Here is a 21,914-nt window from a genome sequence, read left to right on the forward strand (position 1 = left end):
TACTTCTTACTTAGCGCCATAAAAAAACCGAAGCACTTGCTTCGGTTTTTTATTAACGCTTCACCTACCGCTAAGCAGGCTTATTGCCAAATTGATAACTACCGTTGGCAAGGAATTGGGCAACTTCGCTACGCTTTTTAGCGACTAACAATGCTCCGTCATCCATGAACAAAAAGTTTTTCCAGCAACGCTTAAATACCGACCAAGTCGTTTCAATAACGTTTCGTTGATCATTGCAATAATAAACCACTGTATTATCTTGCCAGTTTAAGTGGATCAATAGCTCCTCAGGTAAAGCAAGTTGCTCGCTATCCCATACAGCTTCCCAGTTACCCTGCCCAGTCCAAGTTTCTAGATTGAAGGCCCAATCACCCTTACGAAAAAAATCTGGGTGATCAACTTGTTTACTCACAAGGTCTTTCCATAACAAATTCGCTCGAGACTCGGTCATAGGTTTAATTGCAGCGCTATCTTCACTGCTAATGGGTAGATCAGCCCGTCTAAAGATCCAAGCTTTTTTGTGCTCACTTAAGGGAATGTAATTCATATCTTCTCTATAACGATTTGGCATACTCACGCAAATAAAGCGCGAACTTTTTCTAAGTCTTCTGGAGTATCTACACCATGAGCGGGTGTTTCTATTGCTCTTGCCATCTTGATTTTATAACCATGCCAGAGAACGCGTAACTGCTCTAATTTTTCCATCTTCTCAATGGGAGACGGACTAAGTTGCAAATACTCACCGACAAAATGCGCGCGATAGGCGTATATACCTATATGCCTTGAATACAGCTCACATTGCCAATCTCCATCTCGCTCGTGCGGTACTGCTGAGCGGCTGAAATACAAGGCGTGGTCGTCTTTATCACAAACAACCTTAACAACGTTAGGATCATGAATATCTGTATCCTCATGTATAGGCACAGACAAACTTGCCATTTTTACTTCGGGCGCATCTTCGAGTAAGCCAGCTACTTGAGAAATAACCGCAGGTGGGATCAACGGCTCATCACCTTGAACATTAACCACAATGGTATCGCTCGAGAATGCCAACTTTTTACACACTTCAGCTAAGCGTTCGGTGCCTGATTCGTGAGAAGCAGCGGTGAGCACAACTTCAGCACCAAAATCATCTGCAACATCGACAATACGCTGATCATCAGTTGCAATAACCACACGTTCGGCGCCTGATTTACAGGCCTGCCGATAGACTCTTTCAATCATCGTTTTACCCGCAATATCTTGCAGTGGCTTAGCCGGTAAACGGGTAGACTGATAACGTGCTGGAATAACCACTACAAATTTCATTGCGGTAACTCGTTGGCTGACATTTCTCTGGCTTCATTGACTAAAAGAACTGGAATGGCATCTTTAATGGGATAAGCTAAACGGTCAAACTTACACACTAATTCATTATTAGGTTTGTCGTAATGCAGCTTGCCTTTACATAAGGGGCAAGCAACAATTTCTAATAAATTATGTTCAACTGACATGAATTTTTTCCTGTAACAATGAGAAAAATTGCTGATAAAACGCATCAGGCAGCACACTATCCACGGGTAAATAATACCACTCATCACCGGCTGTATGGCGATATTTAATCGCATCCTTTTCTGTCATGATTATACGTTTCTCAAACAGCTCTTTATGCTGTTCTTTACTAAGGTGTTTGTGATCATCTAAGCTGACTTGCTTCTTACAAGCAAAGCCTAAAACAGTAAGTGAATCAAAAAAGCGCGCTGGATTGCCAATTCCAGCAATAGCAGCGTCAAACTGTGTAACATCCGTCACTTGTTGCTGATCGCTTACGCGGCGCAAACCACTGGCTCGTAACTGCAACAAATGACTATTGGCATTAAACGCCGGCTCCCCATTACTCACAATCAAATCGACCGCTGACAGCCTAGAGGCTGTTTCTCGTAAAGGACCCGCAGGTAAACACAAACCATTACCTAAACCTCGCTGAGCATCAACGACCGCAATTTCTATATCGCGTTGCAAGGCATAGTGCTGCATTCCGTCATCGCAAATAATCAGATCACTCCCCTGCTCAACAGCAGCTTTGCACGCCGCACTGCGATTTGGGTCTACGACCACTAGGCACTTAGTTCGCTGATAAATAAGCAGAGGTTCATCACCACACTCTGCAGACTGGCTAGTAGAGCTAACAACAAAAGGATAGTAAGGCGCTTTACCGCCATAACCACGGCTAACAACTGCGGGCTTGAAACCCCGCTGCTTTGCCGCTTCAACCAGCGCTAATACAACTGGAGTTTTACCGTTTCCACCCACACTAATGTTACCCACAATGGCAACTGGGATCGGTGGGCGATAACTACTAAACCAAGACAGCTTAAAAGCCAAACGGCGAGCACTAGCAACTAAGTAAAATAAGCCGCTAAGCGGCAGCAATAAACCAATTTTTATCCAATGTTGCTGCTTAGCTTGATACCAAAACTTCACAGCTTACTTTTCACCAAATTGAATTTGATGTAGCTGGTAGTAGTCACCCTGATTAGCCATTAACTCAGCATGACTGCCCTGCTCAACCACTACACCTTCATCAAGAACAACAATCATGTCTGCGTTTTCAATGGTTGATAAGCGGTGAGCAATCACAATGGCAGTTCTATCAGAACAAACTCTGTCAATTGCTTGCTGAATTTTACGCTCTGACTCAGTATCAAGCGCCGAGGTAGCCTCATCTAAAATCAAAACTGGTGCATCTTTTAGTAAGGCACGAGCAATAGCAATGCGCTGACGTTGGCCGCCAGAAAGCATCACACCTTTCTCACCAATAACAGTATCAAAGCCATCTTCAAACTTTTCTATGAAGCTGGTTACATTTGCCATTTCAGCCACTCGCTCAATCTCTTCTCGACTGGCGTTTTCATTGGCATAACCAATATTTTCGGCAATGGTACCGCTAAACAGGTGAACAGTTTGCGATACTTGAGCAAACTGCTCACGTAAGTTCTTGAGTTGGTAATCTTGAACAGGAATATCATCAAGTAATACTTGCCCTGATTGCACTTCGTAAAACTTAGGCAACAAGCCTGCGATAGTTGACTTACCACTGCCAGAGCGCCCTACTAAAGCAACGGTTTGCCCTGCTTCGATATTTAGATTAATACTCTTAAGTACAATCTCATTTTTGGTGGGATACTTGAATTCAACATTCTCTAAGTTGATTTTACCTTTAGCACGTTTAGTAACGTGGCTACCAGTATCAGTTTCAGTGTCCATATCCATTACGGTAAATAAGCTAGTACAAGCAGCCATCGCTCTTTGCACATCATTATTTAACTGGGTAATTACTCTTAATGGTTTTAGCAACATCATCATAGAGGTAACAATAATGGTAAAGGTACCTGGACTAAGTTCTGCCACCAGCTCAGGTGATGATGCGGCAAACAATACAATAGACAAGCCAATAGAAGCGATAAACTGTACCGCAGGGTTGGCAATAGCACTTACAGTAGCCATTTTCATTTGCTGGCGACGAATCATGTTACTTGCACTATTAAATCTTGCTTCTTCTTTAGGCTGCCCACCGAATGAAAGAATTTCTTTATGGCCATTGAGCATTTGTTCACTAGTAGTGGTAACGTTACCTACAGCGTGTTGCAAGTTAGTACTAATCTTACGAAATCGGCGACTAACCAAGTTGATTGCGTAACCCACTGGCGGACCAATTACAAAAAAGATTAGAGATAATTGCCAGCTGTTGTAAAACATAAGAATCAACAAACCAATAATGGTGGCACTTTCTCTCACTAAATTCACCAAACTTGCAGTGGCAGCCGTGCTCACTTGGTTAGAGTCATAGGTAATTTTTGAAATAAGCGTGCCCGTTGGGTTTTTATCAAAAAACGATACTGGCATTAACATCAAATGATTGAATATCTGACGTTGAATTTTCATCACTAGGTGACCACCAACCCAAGACATACCGTAACTACTGGCGAAACCACAAATACCACGCAACAATACAATGCCTAAAACAAAGATTGGCATGTAAGTTAACACTGCCGGGTTTTTACCGGACAAACCTTCATCGATCAGCGGCTTGATAGAGTAAACAAAAAGCGTATCTACGGCGCCGTAACCTATCATGCCAATAATGGCAACAATCAAACCAATCTTACGGTCTTTCACGTAGCTTAATAAACGGAGAAAGTTAGCTTTTGTATTCGTAGCTGTATCTGGAATCATAAGAACAGAGTTATTCCATCGAAAAAATTGCCTTAGTTTAGCGGTTTATAGCCAAATCACCAACTGATGATTTGCTGGTACCATGGACTCGTTTGTAAATGTCTATACAGATAAACTTGGTATGAACGGTCATCAATTTCAAGTTTTATTGCTCCATCCCGACCCGTTATATACTGCTTGCTCTCGGTGTAACGCTCTTGCACCGATTGATGCGGGAAACCAAATCGATTAAACGCCCCGCTACTATGAATCACCACTTCCGGATTTAGCGCATGAATAAAGCTAGCCGAAGATGAACTATTACTACCATGATGGGGACTTAACATGATATTCACCTGTTTTAAGCCAGCATTTAGTAATTGTTGTTCAGCCAATTGCTCAATATCACCAGTCAGCAACACGCTTGTGTGGCCGTCACTGAGCTTTAATACACAAGACCCATTGTTTCCATAACCAAGGTCGGCTAAGTAGAAATCTAACTGCAGCTTTCCCCAGCTCCGCTTACCTTGGCAAAATGTTTCTGGCAAGCGCTGGTCTCGGCCGTAATATTGCTTGGCTTGGGGGTAAGTAAGCTCTAACACTTCTCTCCCACCTGCGTGGTCATTATCTCCATGACTAATTATTATGCTATCAACATGCTGAACTCTTAGCTCCGCAATAAGAGGAATTATCACACTTTCTGCGTAACTAAAACCGCTGCGAAACCTTGGCCCAGTGTCATAGATTATCGCTTCTCCTCGATGAGTAACCACCACAGCAAGCCCCTGCCCTACATCTAGTACATATACATGCCAGCTATCTTTAGCCTGGCTTAATCGATAGCTGCTAGGTAACAACAAAAGTAACAACAAAACCCAATACAAACGGTTATGGTAAAACCTCAGCAACAGTGCACATAGCGGCAGAATTAGCAGTAAACCAATAACAATCGACGACGAGCTTAAACTCACCGACAAATTGCTATTCAGCCACTCAAGCGAGCTATAAAGGTACGAAAACAACCAATCAACAAACTGCGCCAAATATGGTGCTAAATCACTGTCAGCTGCAGAAAACAAAATAAATAACAACAAGGCTGGCACAATCACCATACTAAACAACGGCACGGCAACAAGGTTAAGCAACAACGCTGAACTAGGCACTAATCCAAACAACAACACCTGCAGTGGCATCATTAATAAACCAATAGCCAACTGAATAAATACAAGCATTGCCAGCTTATTTCTTGGGCCTAACCACAAGCAGAGTAATACAATAGCGACAGCAAAATAGGACAACCAAAAACCACTGTTATAAACACTAAACGGCCAAATAAGCAGGATGAGTAGTGCACTAAACATTAAGCCAAAAACAACTGTTCTGCGGTTACCTAATAATATAAATAGCATCGAACAGCTATACATTAGCAATGCTCGCATCATTGATAACTGCCAATTGGCCAGCCAACAAAATGCGATACAACATGCCAAGCTAATCAAAATTGGCATCGCCTGTTTATTAACCCTAAACGCAATGCCCGCAAGCTTTGCTAACAACCACGACCAAAAAGCCACAATCCCCAGATGCAATCCGGACAATACAAACAAATGACCTAAGCCAGATTTCTGATATAGCTGCTTATGCTGCTGCGAGAGAAGCCGTTTATCACCCGTCATTAGCGCCAACATCTCACCGGAATATTGATAGTTTCGCAGTGATTTGACTAACTTTGTTAACCAAGCTTCCCGATATGAAGGTTCGCTTTCCAATAGCTCATAACTAATCAGTTTTCCGCGCCCAGTAATTGAATTAGCAACTAACCACCTTGCATAATTAAATCCTGCCGGGTTGATACTGGCAAAGGCAGGTTTTAGCTTAACCTCACCAGCAATTTCCTGACCAGCCTGAAGTGGCACAAAATCCTTTGTTGAACGAGAATGATAAAGGGTAAGTTTTGGCTGCCACCACGCTATACTGGTACGGCTATCTAATTGATGTAGTTCTACAGTAATTTTTTGCCAGTATTGATTATTATCAACTGCCAAGATCTCGCCAATTATGCTAAAGTTGGCCGTTTTTTGTTGGATGCTAACAATCCATGACTGATAATACAGCGCATGGCTCGTCATCCAACACACGCCAAATATGAAGCCAGCAGCCCAGAGCTTTCTTTTCCAAAGCGAAGCCACAAGTGCAACGAAGCTAACATATAGGAGTGGTAAGCTAAGTAGGTTCGGCCAGAATAGCGATGAAGTCATTGCTAGCAAACTTGCTAGTAAAAAGGCATTCATATGTCATAAGAAGTTTATTATCAATAACAAACTATATGCCAAAAAAAACGATACAACGATTTATTCCTAAAACTGAAGATCTAAAAGCAAGCAAACATCTAAAATTTTTTGGTGATTGGCTACACAACCCTAATTTGTGGCACCTTAACCGGCGCTCAGCTGCGGGCGCATTTGCCATAGGTTTGTTTGTGGCTTTTATTCCGCTGCCATCTCAAATGATTATTGCAGCAGCTTTAGCCATTATGTTTAAGGTAAACCTGCCTTTATCGGTTGCCTTAGTTTGGATATCCAACCCGTTTACTATCCCGGCTATCTTTTATTTTTGTTATTTAGTTGGAACGGGGATCTTAGGTCAACCGGTAGCCGACTACCATTTAGAGCTAACTTGGCATGGCCTAGAACATCTCATCGCCACCATTGGCCCAGCCTTTTTACTAGGCAGCCTTGTTAACGGTATTGTTTTTTCTGTGTGTGGTTATTTTGCGATTAACGCATTGTGGCGTTACTCAGTTAGGCGTCGCTACCGCAAACGCAGATAGATGTCCAAAACAAAAAAAGGAGCCTTACAGCTCCTTTTTTGTTGATGTGGCATTAACCTAATTCTTGAGCAGGCTTAACTCGGGTCGCCTGCCAAGCTGGCCATATAGTGGCTAACATACTTAATACCAGCGCCGCCACAACGACAGCTATAACGTCTGTCCAAATAAGCTCAACGGGAAGAAAATCGATAAAATAAATATCGGCAGAGAGCAAACTATGCCCTATTAGGGCTTCAATCAACGCGACTAATTTAGGCAAACCAAAACTACCTAACACGCCTAACAATGCCCCCCACGCACAACCTAAAACCCCGTTATATGAGCCGTATACGATAAAGCTCTTCAATAAGGTTTGGTCGCTCGCACCCATGGTTTTTAGAATAGCAATGTCACCACGCTTTTCGCTTACCGCCAAAATCAAGGTTGATACAATATTGAAACTAGCCACTGCCACTATCAATAACATTATCGCGTACATAATAGTGCGAACTAACTGAATGTCTTGGTAGAGATAACCATGCTGGCGGATCCAACTTTTAATATAAACCAGTTGGGGAAAGTTCTTTGCCACAGAACGCACCACTTGATCGGCTTGTAAGGGATCTGCAACCTTCAAGCTAATTCCAGAAACGCCGTCTTGCCAGGTCATCAGTTGCTGGGCAAATGCCAAATTAATAAAGGCCAACTGATTATCCAATTGTCCCCCAGCTTTCATTAAGCCCACAACCTTAACCCGAACCCGCTGTGGTGAACTTAAACGGTTTTGTTGATTAGCTTTAGGCAACAACAAAGTAACCTGCTCGCCTTCGGTTACATCAAGCAGTTTAGCGATACCCGAACCCAAAACAATTTGCGGCTGGTTACTTGCCAAGGCTTGCCAAGCGCTATCCCCAACATATTGATGAAGGTTAGTTACATTCTTCTCTAAGTTTGGATCGATACCCTTTAGCGACAAGGCTTTCATCTGTTTGCCTTTTTGCACCAGTGCACTAAAGCTAACATAAGGAGCAGCGCCCAGAACCCTAGTATGGTCCATAGCTGTAGTTAACAGCTGCTGATGATCGCTCAAGGGAGGGTTTACCGCCTCTAGCTCGCCATGGCTTACAATCGCTAAAAAGCGCTCGCGCAACTCTCGCTCAAAGCCATTCATGACCGAAAGGCCAATGATTAAAACGGCTACTCCCAACACTATGCCTAAAGTAGATGAGGCCGAGATAAACGAGATAAATCCATTACTATTTTTGGCTCGGTGATAACGCAAGCCTATAAAAAATGACAAAGGCAAACGCATGCTATTCGCCCTTGCTCACAAAGTTTCCGTCTTGCATATATGCTTGGCGGGCAAACTTAGCAGCTAAAGCTAAATCATGGGTAACCACAACAAACGCTGTATTTAAATCTCGGTTCAGTTCCAAAATAAGCTGATAAATAGATTCTGTACTTTGACTATCTAAATTTCCGGTGGGCTCATCGGCTAGCACCAAGCTTGGCTCATTAACCAAGGCGCGAGCGATAGCCGTGCGCTGGCGTTCGCCTCCCGATAACTCAGATGGTCGGTGCTTTAAGCGATGGCCTAAACCAACTCTCTCCAATAAAGCTTGCGCTTTTTGCATAGCGGTCTTTTTTGCCATTCCCGCAATTAACAGGGGCATTGCAACATTCTCTATGGCCGAGAACTCACCTAACAAGTGATGAAACTGGTAGATAAAACCAAGTTTTTGGTTACGTAACCCAGCTAATTGCTTGCTACTTAAACCATCGATAGCCTGTCCATCGATACTTACCGTGCCCTTATTGGCTTCATCTAATCCACCAAGAATATGTAACAAGGTACTTTTACCAGAACCCGAGCTACCTACAATGGCCACTGCTTCACCAGCATTCACTTCAAAATCAACGCCATGAAGCACTTCAGTAGATTGATTGCCGTCTTGGTAAGTTTTATATATTTCTTTCGCCACTAAAACGGGCTGAGCATTAATCTCATTCATAACGAAGTGCCTCTGCAGGATGGATTTTGCTGGCGCGCCAAGCAGGATAAATCGTCGCGACAATGCTTAATAACATGGCAGCAACGGTGATGAAGATAATTTGCTCACTGCGTTGCAACACAGGTAAACCTGCACCACCAAAGTTGGCCGCAAAGTTAAGGCCAATAGCAGACATAACACTATTAATGTTGGAACTTAGCCACCAGCCAGTTAAGGCTCCAACGGCTGCGCCAATGCAACCGCTCCAGGCACCTTGCATAACAAACACCATTACTACCTTATCGCGCGATAAACCCAGGGTTTGCAAAATGGCCACATCGCTGCGCTTTTCCCCTACCATCATCACCAAACTCGACAGTATGTTAAACGCGGCTACCGCAATAATTAGGCAAAACAGCATGCCCATCATGTTTTTTTCCATTTTAACTGCGGCAAATAACTCGCCATAAAAGCGCCGCCAGTCTTGAAACTCTACATTGTGCTGATTAAGGCTAGCGGCGATGTTTTCTATTTGGAACGGATCATCAAGAAACACTCGCTGTTGGCTCACAGCGGAAAGTGGAGAACGCAGTAGGCGCGCGCTATCTTCTATATTGAGTAAAATAAATTGTTTGTCGACTTCAGCGGCAAACTCAAAAATACCCGATACCACAAAGTTACGTTGAGAGGGCATTTCACCTAGTGGGGTATATACCAGTCTGTCGGTAGCTAGCAGCCTAATGGTGTCACCTAAACGCACACCCAGAGCATTAGCCGTACCAATGCCTATCACTACATTGTAACTGCCTGCTTGCAGGCTACCTAGATCACCAATCAGCATCTTTTCACGCAGCAGCGCTGCATCTTTTTGTTGCTCGATATCGATGCCCTGCATCATCGCGGCATGCAAGTTACTGCTACTTTGCAGTACAACTTCACTCAGCACCAATGGTGCAGTAGCTAACGCGGACAAGTTATTCGGCAGGGTTTGCTGGTTAGCAATAGTAAGATGAGGAACCAAATTGAGGATGCGTTGCTTTAACTGGTTTTCAAAACCGTTCATTACCGAAATAACCGTAATAAGCGCAGCTACCCCTAATGTAATGCCCAAAGTAGAAAACCAACTCACAAACGACGCAAAACGTTGCTGTTTGGCTCCTCGCGAGAACCGCCATGCTATAAAGCCAATTAATTTCATTGAAGCAACGAACATCCCTAGGCACAAAAAAACGCGCTAATCATACCGCGCGGCACTAAGGCCAACAAGTCACAACTCTTGCTTAATCACATAAAAAACAAAGATATTCAGATTATTTGCAATCCGCTACGCAACTTGTTGTAATTTCGCCTTCAACTACGCTTTAAGCATGGTCTAATTGACAACTCGCCGCACGGCGCTTCTGGGAATGTATGCAGGAACAACAATATTTTAGCGTTACTCATCAACTTAATGTAAACCTTGAGTTAATTGAGCCAAATGACTTACCTCAGTCAAAAGCAGCATTTGAAGCCAGCATTCCTGAGCCCTTTACCCTGGCTAACCCAGGACAGCATCATTCTCTGCTCGGTTTGCGCGCAATTAAACAACTGGGCGAAGCAGGCGAACAGCTTTTATCTTATTTGCACGCTCAAGAACAAAAGCTAAACCGAGTGTTAAGTTACGTGCTAGTACAACAAGACAGCCCTGAACACCGTACGCTCAGTCATCAATTTGGCGGCTCAGAAATCCATTGTTTCTGGCCACAAGCCTTGCAGCAAGGGCAAGCAGTAAAGCTGAAGATTTTTCTGCCAGAAGAGTCCACTGCCGTGTATTGCTATGGTGAAGTACAGCAAAGCAAAGCCATTGCTCATCGCAGTGAACACTTGGTAGAAATAAACTATACCTTGATCCGAGATGAAGATGTTGAAGCACTGGTTAGAGCCAGCTTACACATTCAAAGCCAGCAGCTAAAAGCCCGAGCAGATGCTCGCCAACAAGCCGAAAAATAAGAGTTATCAGTGTTACTAAATTTACCCTGCCCAGTTGATGCTGGCGACCAAAAGCAAGTAAGCAACTTACCCGGTAGCGCGCTTGCTTTTGTTATTCAAGAATACATCGCGCAACTTGATGCGCCCATCGTGATTTTAACTGAAGATACCCGGAGCGCCCTGCAAATAGAGCGAGAGGTAAACGGCTTAAAACCTCAGCGTGCCTTGCATTTACTACCCGACTGGGAAACCTTGCCTTACGACACCTTTTCGCCGCACCAAGATATTGTATCGCAACGTATTTTGAGCCTTAATCAACTAAGTCACGATAAAAACAGCGTGCTTATTGCGCCCATAGCTACCTGGCTACAACGTTGTGCGCCGGCAGAGTTTTTAGCCAAGCACAGCTTGCAGCTTAAAGTAGGTCAAAGCTTAAACCTCAATGCTTTTAAAGAGCGTTTAGTTAGCGCTGGTTATCAGCACGTTGATCAAGTAATGGAGCACGGTGAGTTTGCTCTTCGCGGAAGCTTGCTAGATCTCTTTCCCATGGGCAGCAACCTGCCTTTTCGCTTGGACTTTTTTGATGATGAGCTAGACAGCATTCGCGAGTTCGATCCCGATACGCAGCGTAGTGCTGAGCAGCGCAAAAGCATTACCTTATTACCAGCGCACGAGTTCCCGACCGATGCAGGCGGTATAGAAACCTTCCGCCAACAGTGGCGCGATCGTTTTGAACCAAGCCGAGATGCGGGCTCCATCTATCAACAAGTCACCAAAGGTATAATGCCAGCGGGCATTGAGTATTATCTACCGTTATTTCATGCTCACACCGAAAGCTTAACCGACCAATTAGCCACCAACACGGTGATTCTAAAAGTAGGTGATTTGGATCATGCCGGTAAGCAATTTTGGAGTGAGTTGACGGACCGTTATGAAAATCGACGCTACGACAAAGCGCGGCCGATCTTACCGCCAGACGAGTTATACCAAAGCACCGAGCAATGCTTTAAAGAACTAAAACAGTTCGCAGGAGTTAAACTACATAAAGGCCCGGCCCGTAATAGCCAAGGTAAACTGAATCTAGATGCCCACGCGCTGCCAGACTTAAGTGTAAATCACCGTTTAAACTTGCCTTTGCAAGCGCTAAGTCATTACCTAGAACATCACCCAAAACCTAAAACCTGTTTTATCGCCGAGACAGAAGGCCGTCGAGAAGCCCTAAAAAACTTGCTTAGCCCGCTTAAACTGCGCATCAAAGATGTTGCCAGTATCAGTGAGTTTTTGGCAAGTAAAGACAGCTTGGCCATGGTGGTGGCACCTTTAGATAAGGGCTTTGAGCTAAAAGATCCCAATATTCAGCTAATTAGTGAAGTTGATTTACTCGGCGATAAAGTACGAGCTAAGCAACGTAAAGCCTCAAGTAAAACACTTAATCCTGATGTACTTATTCGCAATTTAGCTGAGCTAAGTATCGGTCAGCCAGTGGTACACATTGAACACGGGGTTGGTCGCTATCATGGTTTAAGCAGCTTTGAAAATGGCGGTATTAAAACAGAGTTTTTAACCCTAGAGTATGCCAACGAAGCCAAGCTTTACGTGCCGGTAAATGCCCTGCATTTAATTAGTCGCTACTCCGGCGCTAACGACGAAACAGCGCCTTTGCATAAACTAGGTAATGACCAGTGGCAAAAAGCCAAAGCCAAAGCTGCTGAGAAAATTCGCGACGTTGCCGCCGAGTTACTAGAAGTTTACGCAAAACGCGCCGCCAAACCCGGCTTTGGTTATGAGCTAGATGACGCCGCCTACCAACAATTTGCTGCCGATTTCCCATTTGAAGAAACCGATGACCAACAACAGGCCATTGGCGCAACCTTGCAAGATATGCAAACTCCTAACGCCATGGACCGCTTAGTATGTGGTGATGTAGGTTTTGGTAAAACAGAGGTTGCCATGCGCGCAGCATTTGTTGCCGTAAATGCTGGCAAACAAGTCGCCGTATTAGTGCCAACCACCCTATTGGCCCAGCAACACTTCGACAACTTTAGCGATCGTTTTGCTAATTGGCCGATAGAAGTCGCTTCGTTATCTCGCTTTAAAACCACCAAAGAACAAAATGCAGTCTTAAAGGATCTTGCTGCTGGCAAAGTGGATATAATTATTGGTACCCATAAACTGCTTAGTAAAGATGTAAAATTTGCTGATTTAGGTTTGTTGGTCATCGACGAAGAACACCGCTTTGGGGTGCGCCAAAAAGAGCAGATTAAAGCGATGCGTGCTAATGTCGATATTCTTACTCTTACCGCTACGCCAATTCCTCGAACCTTAAATATGGCAATGAGTGGCATGCGTGATTTATCGATTATTGCCACCCCACCGGCGAAGCGCTTGGCAGTTAAAACCTTTGTTCGCCAGCACGACGCCGCGCTAATTAAAGAAGCAATTAGTCGTGAAGTGATGCGCGGCGGTCAAGTTTACTTCTTGCATAACAAAGTCGAAACCATCGAACGTGTAGCTCAAGAGCTTAAAGAATGGTTACCACAAGCGCGAATTACCGTGGCTCATGGTCAAATGCGTGAACGCGAACTTGAACGAATCATGGGTGATTTCCACCACCAACGCTTCAATGTACTGGTGTGTACCACTATCATTGAAACTGGCATAGACATCCCTAGTGCCAACACCATCATTATTAACCGCGCCGATAATTTTGGTTTAGCCCAATTGCACCAATTACGTGGTCGTGTTGGCCGCTCGCACCACCAAGCCTATGCGTATTTGCTAACGCCACCACCTAAGTTGATCACAAAAGATGCAAAAAAACGTTTAGATGCCATATCGCAGCTAGAAGATTTAGGTGCCGGCTTTACCCTCGCTACTCACGATTTAGAAATTCGTGGAGCGGGTGAACTATTAGGTGATGACCAAAGCGGACAAATTGAAGCAGTAGGCTTCACGCTTTACATGGAAATGTTAGATAGAGCTGTCACGGCTCTAAAAAATGGCCAAGACCTAAATTGGGACTTAAGCCAGAACGACCAATGTGAAGTTGAACTGCGCTTACCCGCTCTACTGCCCGATGATTACATTTTTGACGTAACCACACGCTTAACCATGTACAAACGCATCGCTAACTGTGCCAATCAAGCAGAAATGCGAGAACTACAAGTTGAGTTAATTGACCGCTTTGGCTTATTACCTGAGCAGGCAAAAAACCTATTTGAAGTGCAAAATCTCAAAATTGAAGCCGAACAACTAGGCATTAAACGTATTGAAGCAGGGCCTAAAGGTGGCCAAGTTGAGTTTGCCGAAACCACAAAAGTTAATGCCGCTTTTCTAGTAAGCCTGTTACAATCACAGCCAGCTATTTATCGCCTAGAAGGTGCCAACAAACTTAAGTTTGCGGTACCTAGCGATAGCCCAGAACAGCGATTAAGCTTAATCGAATCATTATTGGAGCAATTTACTGCCAATGCGACTAACTCTTAAACATGCCCTGCAGCTAGGTAGCTTAGCTGCAGTAAGCTTTACCAGCCTATCTAGTTTTGCTCAAGAGCCTCGCTGGTTTGACATTGAAGTTATCTTTTTCAAACGTAACGTAAGTGTTGAAAGTAGCCAAGAGTATTGGCCGCAACCACAAAGCCTTAATGCCAATACGAGTGAGCCTTTACTGGCACCACTATTTGGTTGCAGCGAAGAACAAGAGCCTTGTATTGCGCCACGTTTTGATAAGCTACCAGTAAGCATTGATGGTAGAGGCTGGCCGATAAGCGGCGCCACTAAACGCCAAATGCTAAGTAAAGAGCAGCTTGAGCTAAACGATGAGTTTGCGAAACTCACCCAGCATGCAGCGTTCACGCCCTTATTACACCTAGGCTGGCGAGAAATTGTTGCTCCTCGCAATCGCGCTAAGCATTACCAAGTACAAGCCGGTGAAGACTTCTCTACCCGTTTCAATGATGAAGGACGTTTACTTGGCTCTTTAACTTTCTCTGATGAGCAATATGCGCAAGAAAGCCAAAGTTTCGACTTAGCCGCTGAAAATATTTCGTTGTTTGATGAACCCGACTCAGCAGTTGGCGCTTTTGATATTGAACCAGAGCCAGCGCCAGCTATTTGGGAACTGGAAGGCGGAATTCGTGTATACCTGCAGCACTACCTGTATATCGAAAGCGAGTTACTGCTAAAACGCCCTGTTGAAGTAGAGCTGTTGCTGAACGAACCAGAACCTCTGCTTGAGCAACCTGCAGAATTACCACAGCAAGAAACTGTTATCGCTGAAGAAAGTACTGTAGAAGTTCCTGCCAATGTTGCTGTTGCTGAAGTTGTTGTACCTAGTGAAGAGCAACAAGTGGTTGTGTTGAGCGCAGACGCAGAGACAACAGAGCAAGGCAGCTTAATTAGTGAATACCACACAGAAGAGCAGCTACACAGCTTTAAGTTCGATCAAAAACGTCGTGTACGTTCGGGCGAGATTCACTACTTTGACCACCCGTTAATGGGCATGCTGATTCAGATTCGTCGTAGCCCGGAAGAGCAAACTAACGCTTCTGTCGATGCCGAGCAAGCACCTATAACCGATGCTCAAGCGGAACCAGATCCTATCGTTGAGGCTGAGCAAGCTAATGTAAATGAAGCATCAGAGCTTAGTAGCGACCAGCAAAACAGCTCTGTTACACCCGCTTCTTAAGTACATTTGTGTTACTTGCTAGTCAACCCAGCGTGCTATTTGCTTGCGCGCTGTTAAGCAGAACCTGGTTATTGCTGGCCATTGCCGCCAGCTCTCGACAAACTGGCGACAAAATACTCGGTCTACTCTACCCTGACCATTTTTGGTTTTACGTTGGCTTGGCTATGGGCGCTTTGCCGCTCACTCGATTGATCTTTCCGAAACTTTGGCAAAAGCTCTCCATTAGGAGTCAACTTTGGGGCATTTTAGTTCTATTATTCAGCGACATAGCCATTCAGATCCACTCTATTAATTTAAACTATTGGCGTTTTGAAACGCTTAATGCCGTTACGTTGTGGATAAGCTTAATGATGAGCTTTATTGTGTTCAAATCCGCTTTAGACAAAAATCCTTCGCATTAAACCGAGTAAAAAAACAGTTAATAAAACCAAGTGCCTAACTCGCTACCTTTGGATTAAAGGTGCCATTAAACAAAATAAAAAAGCAGCCCTTAGGCTGCTTTTTTATTTAATCATCAATCCTACGCACTTAGTGCAACTTAAGCTTAGGCCTTAATACTTGGTTTATACGCCCTACTAGCATCATCAAGCCGGTTTTCATGTAACCATGTAAGGCGATTTGGTGCATGCGATATAAGGAAATATACATTATCCGTGCGATGCGCCCTTCAATCATCATAGAGCCCTGCATCAAGTTACCCATTAACGAGCCAACGGTTGAATAGCGGCTAAGTGATACCAATGAGCCGTGATCTTTATATTCAAACTCTAACAGTGGCTTTTCTTCTATTTGACGCACAATGTTTTTAAACACCAATGTTGCCATTTGATGGGCCGATTGAGCACGTGGCGGTACAAAGCCATCTTCGCCCATGGCGCAACTAGCACAATCACCAATTGCATAAACGTTGCTATCGCGAGAGGTTTGCAGAGTTGGCCTTACCACTAACTGATTAATGCGGTTAGTCTCTAATCCACCTAAGTCCTTCATAAATTCGGGACATTTAATGCCAGCAGCCCAAACCATAATGTCAGCTTTAATTAGCTCGCCATCTTTGGTGGTTAAACCCTCAGGTGTTGCTTCTGTCACCATGGTTTTAGTGCGAACATCCACACCCATTTTTTGTAGCTCTGAATGGGCTGAACTAGAAATGCGCACTGGTAAAGCAGGTAGAATTTTTTCCCCGGCCTCTACCAAGGTAACCGCCAAACTAGAGTGGCTTAGATTAGGTACGCCGTAAGCTCGAAGCTGATCTAAGGCGTTATGGAGCTCAGCAGAAAGTTCTACACCGGTTGCCCCTGCACCAACAATGGCAACTCGTACTTTTTCGCCACTTTGCGCTTCGTCATTTTGCGAGTATTGTAAGAAGCGATTAAGCATGCGACGGTGGAATAAATCAGCGCGACTTGGGTTATCGAGGAAAATACAATTGTCTTTAACACCTTTGGTATTAAAGTCATTGGAAACCGAGCCAATCGCCATTATCAAGTAGTCGTAGTTAAGTTGGCGAGCAGGCAATACTTCTTTACCTTCCTCAACCATTGGTTTTAGGGTAACTAATTGATCTTCACGATTTACGTCGTCAACTTCACCGAGTTGAAACTCAAAACCATGATTAGCAGCATGAGAGCGATAACTAAGCGCATCAATGCCGGCGTCTAATGAACCAGTGGCTACTTCGTGCAACAGGGGTTTCCAAAGGTGAGTACGGTTTTTATCTACCAGCACTACACTCGCTTGGCCTTTTTTTCCTAGTTTACGCCCTAAACGTGTCGCTAGCTCTAAGCCACCGGCACCACCACCAACTACAACGATTCTAGTCATGCTTGCTTGTTTCCTTGTAACAACTTGAAGTGTTTTTGCTTTACCCAAAAGGCATTTAGTTGATTTTTTGTGCCTTGAACTGCTGGTGAAGCAGCGCTCATTATACGTAACTTGATAGAGATCACAAAAAGAGCGCAATAAAAAAGAGGGATTAAATCCCTCTTTTGACAAAAATATAAGCTTCTACAGGCTTGGTAAACGTTTTAAAGACTTAATCAACTGTAAGTGATGACTAATATCTTTAAACTTGTGACTTTGCTCTTTATCCCATACTACCTGGTAGTAATCTTTAAGCTCTTGTTCCGATACTTTGTTATCCAGAATTTCGTCGTTTTCCGACAGCACTACCGTACAATTGCCTTTATTCTTGGTTCTAAACTCGGTTACACATTTAGAAGCAATATCAATGTACTCTTCTGGTCGCTCAATTCTGCCCTGCATGTTCACTTCTGGGTGTAAATTCGGGTTAAAAATCACCGAAGGAATACCACATAAAAAGCCAATGCGTTCGCTCCAATAGCCACCTAGTCCCACACCACAAATCACCACTTCTTCATCAGCACTTAACATGAGCTGTTTGTGCACTTCTTTTAGAAGATGGCTCATGTCATGCCTTGGGTGAATTGTACTGTAGCTAATTGGTCGCACGTCTGGATCGACAAATTGCAGCTGCAGCACTTTTTCGTGGTTACCCGGACTTGTTGAGTCAAAGCCGTGTAGATAAATAATCATCTCGCTTTACCTTCCTTAGAATCACACACTAAAAACAAGTGTATTTATAAACTGTTTGTTTCACTACTCATTTGCGCTATTTTCGCAGCGCGAGCGGCAATTTCTTTATACTGAGCTTGCGCTTCTAACTCAGACCAACTAAGTGGATATGCTTTGCCTACTAATCGCTCACCGGCGGGCACTTGAGTATGCTCTAGACCATCTAGCAAACTAATGCTTGCTTCTCGATCATTACAGGCGAGCAACAAATCGCAGCCAGCATTTAATGCTTGTTTAGCGCGAGCAACATGATCGCCCACCACTGCAGCACCCTTCATGCTTAAATCATCACTGAATATTAGACCTTTAAAGGCCAAACTTTTGCGGAGAACTTGCTGCAGCCAAATCTGAGAAAAACCAGCTGGCTTTTCATCAACTTGCGAGTAAATAACATGCGCAGGCATCACCGCGTCCAGCTTATTCTGGGCTATTAGCGAGGCAAACACTTGCATATCTTGCTGTTGAATGTCGGCAAAAGAGCGGTTATCACGCGCCTCTAAATGATGAGTATCGGCTTTTACATTACCATGACCAGGAAAGTGCTTACCGGTAGCTTTCATTCCTGCTACCGACATACCATCGATAAATGCGCTGGCAAGCTGAGCAATCTGTTCAGGCTTGTCACTAAATGCCCGCTGGCCAATCACGTCACTCACGCCATTAATATCTAACACAGGAGCAAAACTGATATCAATGTCGCAAGCTCGGAGCTCAACCGCCATTAACCAACCTAATTGCTTTGACCATTCAATGCTAGACAAACCTAACTGATTGGCGGTGTTGGCAATTTGCCCCATTGCAGGTATAGCAGAAAACTGCTCTCTAAATCTTTGGACACGCCCACCTTCATGGTCAACAGCAATCAGTAAACGCTGGTTGCTGGCCACTCTTATGGTTCGTACTAGCTCTATTAATTGAGCTCGGTCTTGATAATTACGGCTAAATAAAATAACCCCAGCCACCAGAGGATGCTGGAGCATTTCAGCTTCTTCAGCACTCAGCTCTGTGCCAAGTAAATCGATAAAAAGTGGGCCCATTAATCACTACCAACCAAAAGTAGATTTAGTTTCGGCCTTACGGATCTCAGTCTCATCAGCCCATTCTACTAGGCCGGTTTTTAAATCCATTAATCGCATGGTCATTTTGTAATAAACGTCTTTAGTCTTTTTGTTGGTTTTTACGATACTCGCTAGGTTACCGTAGAGCATGTATTCAGCGCCAACCTGCTGACCAAATGCAATCGCTTTTGAGGGGTCAACTAAACCACCATCATTCTGAAAGTCGAGCTGCTCTCGCACTTCATTTACGCGGCTCATATCAACAAAACGAAATTTGCCAGATTGCAATAACTTAGTGCTGATGGAATCAGTTACCGATTCGGTATCGATGTGTTCAGTAGTTTTATTTTTGATCCGTTCAACAAACACGATCGGACGGTTATTGGCGGTGATTTCTGCTAACAAAGGAGATGAAATCATGGAGTCAGTCATTTCGCCAGCAATCTTTTGCAAATCAGTCGAACCAAAAGCAACATCTACAGTTTCAACTTCTTGAGGGTCGCCATAGCTCACCTGAGTTGAACACCCAGTCAAGGTAAATGCCAGTACGGATGCTGCTAATACAAGTTTTTTCATGGGATATCTCTCTGTTATTCAACTTCTCTAACATAAATTTTGAAATGGTTAGCGTTGTGAACTAACGCCACCGATTGGACCTGAATTTGTTGCTTGCCGTGCAAGCTTAGCGGCGTCCATGCTGTTGTTGCGTTGTTCAATTGTACATTGTTACTGTCGTACCAATAAAAACGATACTGTAAATCTAAGTCACCTTTGTATAAAGATTGTATTGTGGCGACACCACGTAGGCGATCCATACCTTGGTGGGTTGCTGCATCAATGATGGTGAGCTTACGACCTAGATTAAGGTTATCTACTATTAACCATTGTTTACCATCAGGTTTGTCTGAGTCGGCTGCTATTCCGGAGGTATCAGTGGTGCACCCAACCAACAATGCACTTAGTAACAGCAAATATTTCATAGCTTTACCCTCTTCATAAATTAAATACTTGAGCAGGAGCACCCAAATCATTGGTTAACACCAAGGTAACCCTTCTGGGCCTTAAAGTAATGCTTGTAGATGGTTCAATTAACCCCTCAAATTCTAGAGTATGTTCACCAACAGGCAAAGCTTTAACGGCAATCTGTGCTAAAGCCGGTAAGGTTTGCCAACTACGAGTATCGGCTCTCTCTGAAGCAACATTGTAAATATTGACTAAGGCGTTCGCCCAATTTTCTTCGTCATCTGCTTTGTCTTTGTTCACTTCTCGCCTAAATTGGTCTTTGGTGATAACCCGCAAGATTTGCCGTAGCAATATGCCTGGTAAGTCTTGTTGCAACTGCGTAGCCGCTAAGTCATCAAACTGCACTAAACGCTCGGTAGCAAACCGCTCACCATTAACGGCTAGCTTTTGCGGAATGCTTACTTGGGCATTTCCCCTCATAATGGGCAGCGCTACCGTGTAGGTTTCCCAGCGATTATGGTTATAAAGTGGCAGTGTAAAACGGGCTTCTTGGCGAGCGGCAACAATTGATTGTTCATGAAGAACAATCAGCAAACCTTGTTGTTTACTTAAAGGGGTTGCTTCTGCTGGGGTATACTTTTTATAGTCACTCATCGAGAGTTTCTTGCCAAGGCGGGCAACTTCTGCTTGTAAGTAGCTATTGTTAGGCGCCAGTGCCAAGGCCTTTCGGTAATCGATGTAAGCATCATCCTCTTGCCCCGCCGCCAAGTACAATGCAGCTGATAGAGCAAACGTTAAACCATTTTGAAAAGCATTATCCAGGGCTTTATTCTTGGAGTTTAGTTGCGGGTATTCTTGCATTAAATCGTCGTATTGTGCTGTGTAATCCCGTAATTGTTCTTCTAGGCTAATTGGTGCTTCTTGCATAGCTTGTTGTTGAATCATTGCCGCACGGCGTACTTCAATCAAAGCCGACTCTAGGCCATTGCTATGCAAGTAATTTATCGCCTGATAATGATGCAACATAACCTGTTCATAAACAGGAATATGGTACTCAATAAAGTTATCGTTGGTCGCCAAGGCTGAAACATTCTGTAAACCCGTTGATAAACGGTACTCCGCCTGCCGAGATAACCACTGAAGTTGTTCGTCAACGGTAGTGAAATGTGCTTGGCTTTGTTCAAAGTCGCCCGCTAAGTAACTCATCCGCCCCTTTTCTAGTTGCTTAAGGTAGTAGCTATTATCGCCTTGTTTACCTTCGGCCAATAAGTCCGAGGCTAGCTCAAATTTTCCTGAACCTAGTTGGTAACGGCTCGCGCGCAATTGCTCGTCATAACTCACAAAAAGATCACTGAAAACTGCACTGCTGCAACCTAGTAATACTATGCTAGAAAAAAATGCAGCCAAAAACACTCGCGGTTTATACGAAAGAAAGTGATGAAACTGACGGTTTACTAACATGCACTTAAACATGCGAGGTACAAAGGCCATTTGTCTAAGCTAAAACCCATGTGGATGAAGAATCTTCTTTATAAACTATTTTGCTATACAGGCCCAACCTAGCGGTAGATTATTTAGCAAAAAAGCGCCCTAGTTGTGTTTTATTTGAACGATTAGCTTTAGATAAAAGTTTAAAAGGTAAAGTCTTA

20 protein-coding genes are annotated in these 21,914 nt (G+C 43.9%); 5 read left to right on the plus strand and 15 right to left on the minus strand.

Translation table 11 applies throughout. The annotated features are described in order from the left end of the window. Positions 1 to 70 precede the first annotated feature (70 nt). The 6 genes from K5620_RS12210 to K5620_RS12235 are packed head-to-tail and all read right to left on the minus strand — an operon-like array spanning position 71 to position 6,485. Positions 71 to 547: a DUF2947 domain-containing protein gene (locus K5620_RS12210; RefSeq protein WP_016402546.1), complete on the minus strand. Its 477-nt coding sequence runs from the start codon at positions 545 to 547 to the stop codon at positions 71 to 73. 26 nt (positions 548 to 573) lie between these two features. Further along, positions 574 to 1,308, minus strand: a complete 735-nt coding sequence (kdsB, locus tag K5620_RS12215; protein WP_016402547.1) for a 3-deoxy-manno-octulosonate cytidylyltransferase — start codon at positions 1,306 to 1,308, stop codon at positions 574 to 576. Next, a complete protein-coding gene (locus K5620_RS12220; protein ID WP_016402548.1) occupies positions 1,305 to 1,493 on the minus strand; it encodes a Trm112 family protein in 189 nt (62 codons plus the stop codon). The genes kdsB and K5620_RS12220 overlap by 4 nt, the downstream gene beginning before the upstream one ends. Continuing rightward, complete coding sequence (gene lpxK / locus K5620_RS12225) at positions 1,483 to 2,463, minus strand: tetraacyldisaccharide 4'-kinase (RefSeq protein ID WP_016402549.1); 981 nt, start codon at positions 2,461 to 2,463, stop codon at positions 1,483 to 1,485. Before lpxK ends, K5620_RS12220 begins: the two co-directional genes overlap by 11 nt. Before the next feature lie 3 nt (positions 2,464 to 2,466). Continuing rightward, on the minus strand, positions 2,467 to 4,215 hold the full coding sequence (gene msbA / locus K5620_RS12230; RefSeq protein WP_016402550.1) for a lipid A export permease/ATP-binding protein MsbA: 1,749 nt from the start codon (positions 4,213 to 4,215) through the stop codon (positions 2,467 to 2,469). 56 nt (positions 4,216 to 4,271) lie between these two features. Beyond that, entirely contained in the window at positions 4,272 to 6,485 is a 2,214-nt protein-coding gene (locus K5620_RS12235) for a DNA internalization-related competence protein ComEC/Rec2 (protein WP_084681910.1), read from the minus strand. Positions 6,486 to 6,520: 35 nt separating this feature from the next. On the opposite strand from K5620_RS12235, the gene K5620_RS12240 reads away from it, so the two are divergent. After that, positions 6,521 to 7,024, plus strand: coding sequence for a DUF2062 domain-containing protein (locus K5620_RS12240; protein WP_016402552.1), 504 nt, complete (start codon positions 6,521 to 6,523; stop codon positions 7,022 to 7,024). Positions 7,025 to 7,076: 52 nt separating this feature from the next. Here the strand turns inward: K5620_RS12240 and lolE are convergent, their stop codons facing one another. Genes lolE through K5620_RS12255 form a run of 3 tightly spaced genes read right to left on the minus strand, consistent with a single transcriptional unit; the run spans position 7,077 to position 10,192 of the window. Next, entirely contained in the window at positions 7,077 to 8,315 is a 1,239-nt protein-coding gene (gene lolE / locus K5620_RS12245; protein ID WP_016402553.1) for a lipoprotein-releasing ABC transporter permease subunit LolE, read from the minus strand. A 1-nt stretch (position 8,316) separates the two neighbouring features. Beyond that, complete coding sequence (gene lolD / locus K5620_RS12250; RefSeq protein ID WP_016402554.1) at positions 8,317 to 9,015, minus strand: lipoprotein-releasing ABC transporter ATP-binding protein LolD; 699 nt, start codon at positions 9,013 to 9,015, stop codon at positions 8,317 to 8,319. After that, positions 9,008 to 10,192: a lipoprotein-releasing ABC transporter permease subunit gene (locus K5620_RS12255; protein WP_016402555.1), complete on the minus strand. Its 1,185-nt coding sequence runs from the start codon at positions 10,190 to 10,192 to the stop codon at positions 9,008 to 9,010. The genes lolD and K5620_RS12255 overlap by 8 nt, the downstream gene beginning before the upstream one ends. A gap of 212 nt (positions 10,193 to 10,404) precedes the next feature. Here K5620_RS12255 and K5620_RS12260 point away from each other — a divergent pair, with 212 nt between their 5' ends. Genes K5620_RS12260 through K5620_RS12275 form a run of 4 tightly spaced genes read left to right on the plus strand, consistent with a single transcriptional unit; the run spans position 10,405 to position 16,050 of the window. Next, positions 10,405 to 10,983, plus strand: a complete 579-nt coding sequence (locus tag K5620_RS12260; RefSeq protein ID WP_016402556.1) for a hypothetical protein — start codon at positions 10,405 to 10,407, stop codon at positions 10,981 to 10,983. Positions 10,984 to 10,992: 9 nt separating this feature from the next. Next, positions 10,993 to 14,448 (plus strand): transcription-repair coupling factor, encoded by a 3,456-nt coding sequence (gene mfd, locus K5620_RS12265; RefSeq protein ID WP_221077371.1) that lies wholly within the window; start codon positions 10,993 to 10,995, stop codon positions 14,446 to 14,448. Then, a complete protein-coding gene (locus K5620_RS12270) occupies positions 14,432 to 15,649 on the plus strand; it encodes a CsiV family protein (RefSeq protein WP_016402559.1) in 1,218 nt (405 codons plus the stop codon). The genes mfd and K5620_RS12270 overlap by 17 nt, the downstream gene beginning before the upstream one ends. An 8-nt stretch (positions 15,650 to 15,657) precedes the next feature. Further along, the gene (locus K5620_RS12275) at positions 15,658 to 16,050 is read left to right on the plus strand and encodes a DUF2919 family protein (protein WP_016402560.1); all 393 of its coding nucleotides are present in this window, start codon (positions 15,658 to 15,660) and stop codon (positions 16,048 to 16,050) included. 127 nt (positions 16,051 to 16,177) lie between these two features. On the opposite strand, the gene K5620_RS12280 is transcribed toward K5620_RS12275, so the two are convergent. From K5620_RS12280 to K5620_RS12305, 6 genes are all read right to left on the minus strand, one after another. Next, the gene (locus tag K5620_RS12280; protein WP_016402561.1) at positions 16,178 to 17,473 is read right to left on the minus strand and encodes an NAD(P)/FAD-dependent oxidoreductase; all 1,296 of its coding nucleotides are present in this window, start codon (positions 17,471 to 17,473) and stop codon (positions 16,178 to 16,180) included. Positions 17,474 to 17,656: 183 nt separating this feature from the next. Continuing rightward, positions 17,657 to 18,205, minus strand: a complete 549-nt coding sequence (gene ycfP / locus K5620_RS12285; RefSeq protein WP_016402563.1) for an alpha/beta hydrolase YcfP — start codon at positions 18,203 to 18,205, stop codon at positions 17,657 to 17,659. Positions 18,206 to 18,249: 44 nt separating this feature from the next. Then, positions 18,250 to 19,281, minus strand: a complete 1,032-nt coding sequence (nagZ, locus tag K5620_RS12290) for a beta-N-acetylhexosaminidase (RefSeq protein WP_016402564.1) — start codon at positions 19,279 to 19,281, stop codon at positions 18,250 to 18,252. 6 nt (positions 19,282 to 19,287) lie between these two features. After that, on the minus strand, positions 19,288 to 19,878 hold the full coding sequence (lpoB, locus tag K5620_RS12295) for a penicillin-binding protein activator LpoB (protein ID WP_040307368.1): 591 nt from the start codon (positions 19,876 to 19,878) through the stop codon (positions 19,288 to 19,290). 14 nt (positions 19,879 to 19,892) lie between these two features. Next, positions 19,893 to 20,282 (minus strand): YcfL family putative periplasmic lipoprotein, encoded by a 390-nt coding sequence (locus K5620_RS12300; RefSeq protein WP_016402566.1) that lies wholly within the window; start codon positions 20,280 to 20,282, stop codon positions 19,893 to 19,895. A 13-nt stretch (positions 20,283 to 20,295) separates the two neighbouring features. After that, entirely contained in the window at positions 20,296 to 21,756 is a 1,461-nt protein-coding gene (locus tag K5620_RS12305) for a COG3014 family protein (protein ID WP_016402567.1), read from the minus strand. Positions 21,757 to 21,914: the final 158 nt, after the last annotated feature.

The sequence above is a fragment of the Agarivorans albus genome (assembly GCF_019670105.1).
GTDB lineage: Bacteria > Pseudomonadota > Gammaproteobacteria > Enterobacterales > Celerinatantimonadaceae > Agarivorans > Agarivorans albus.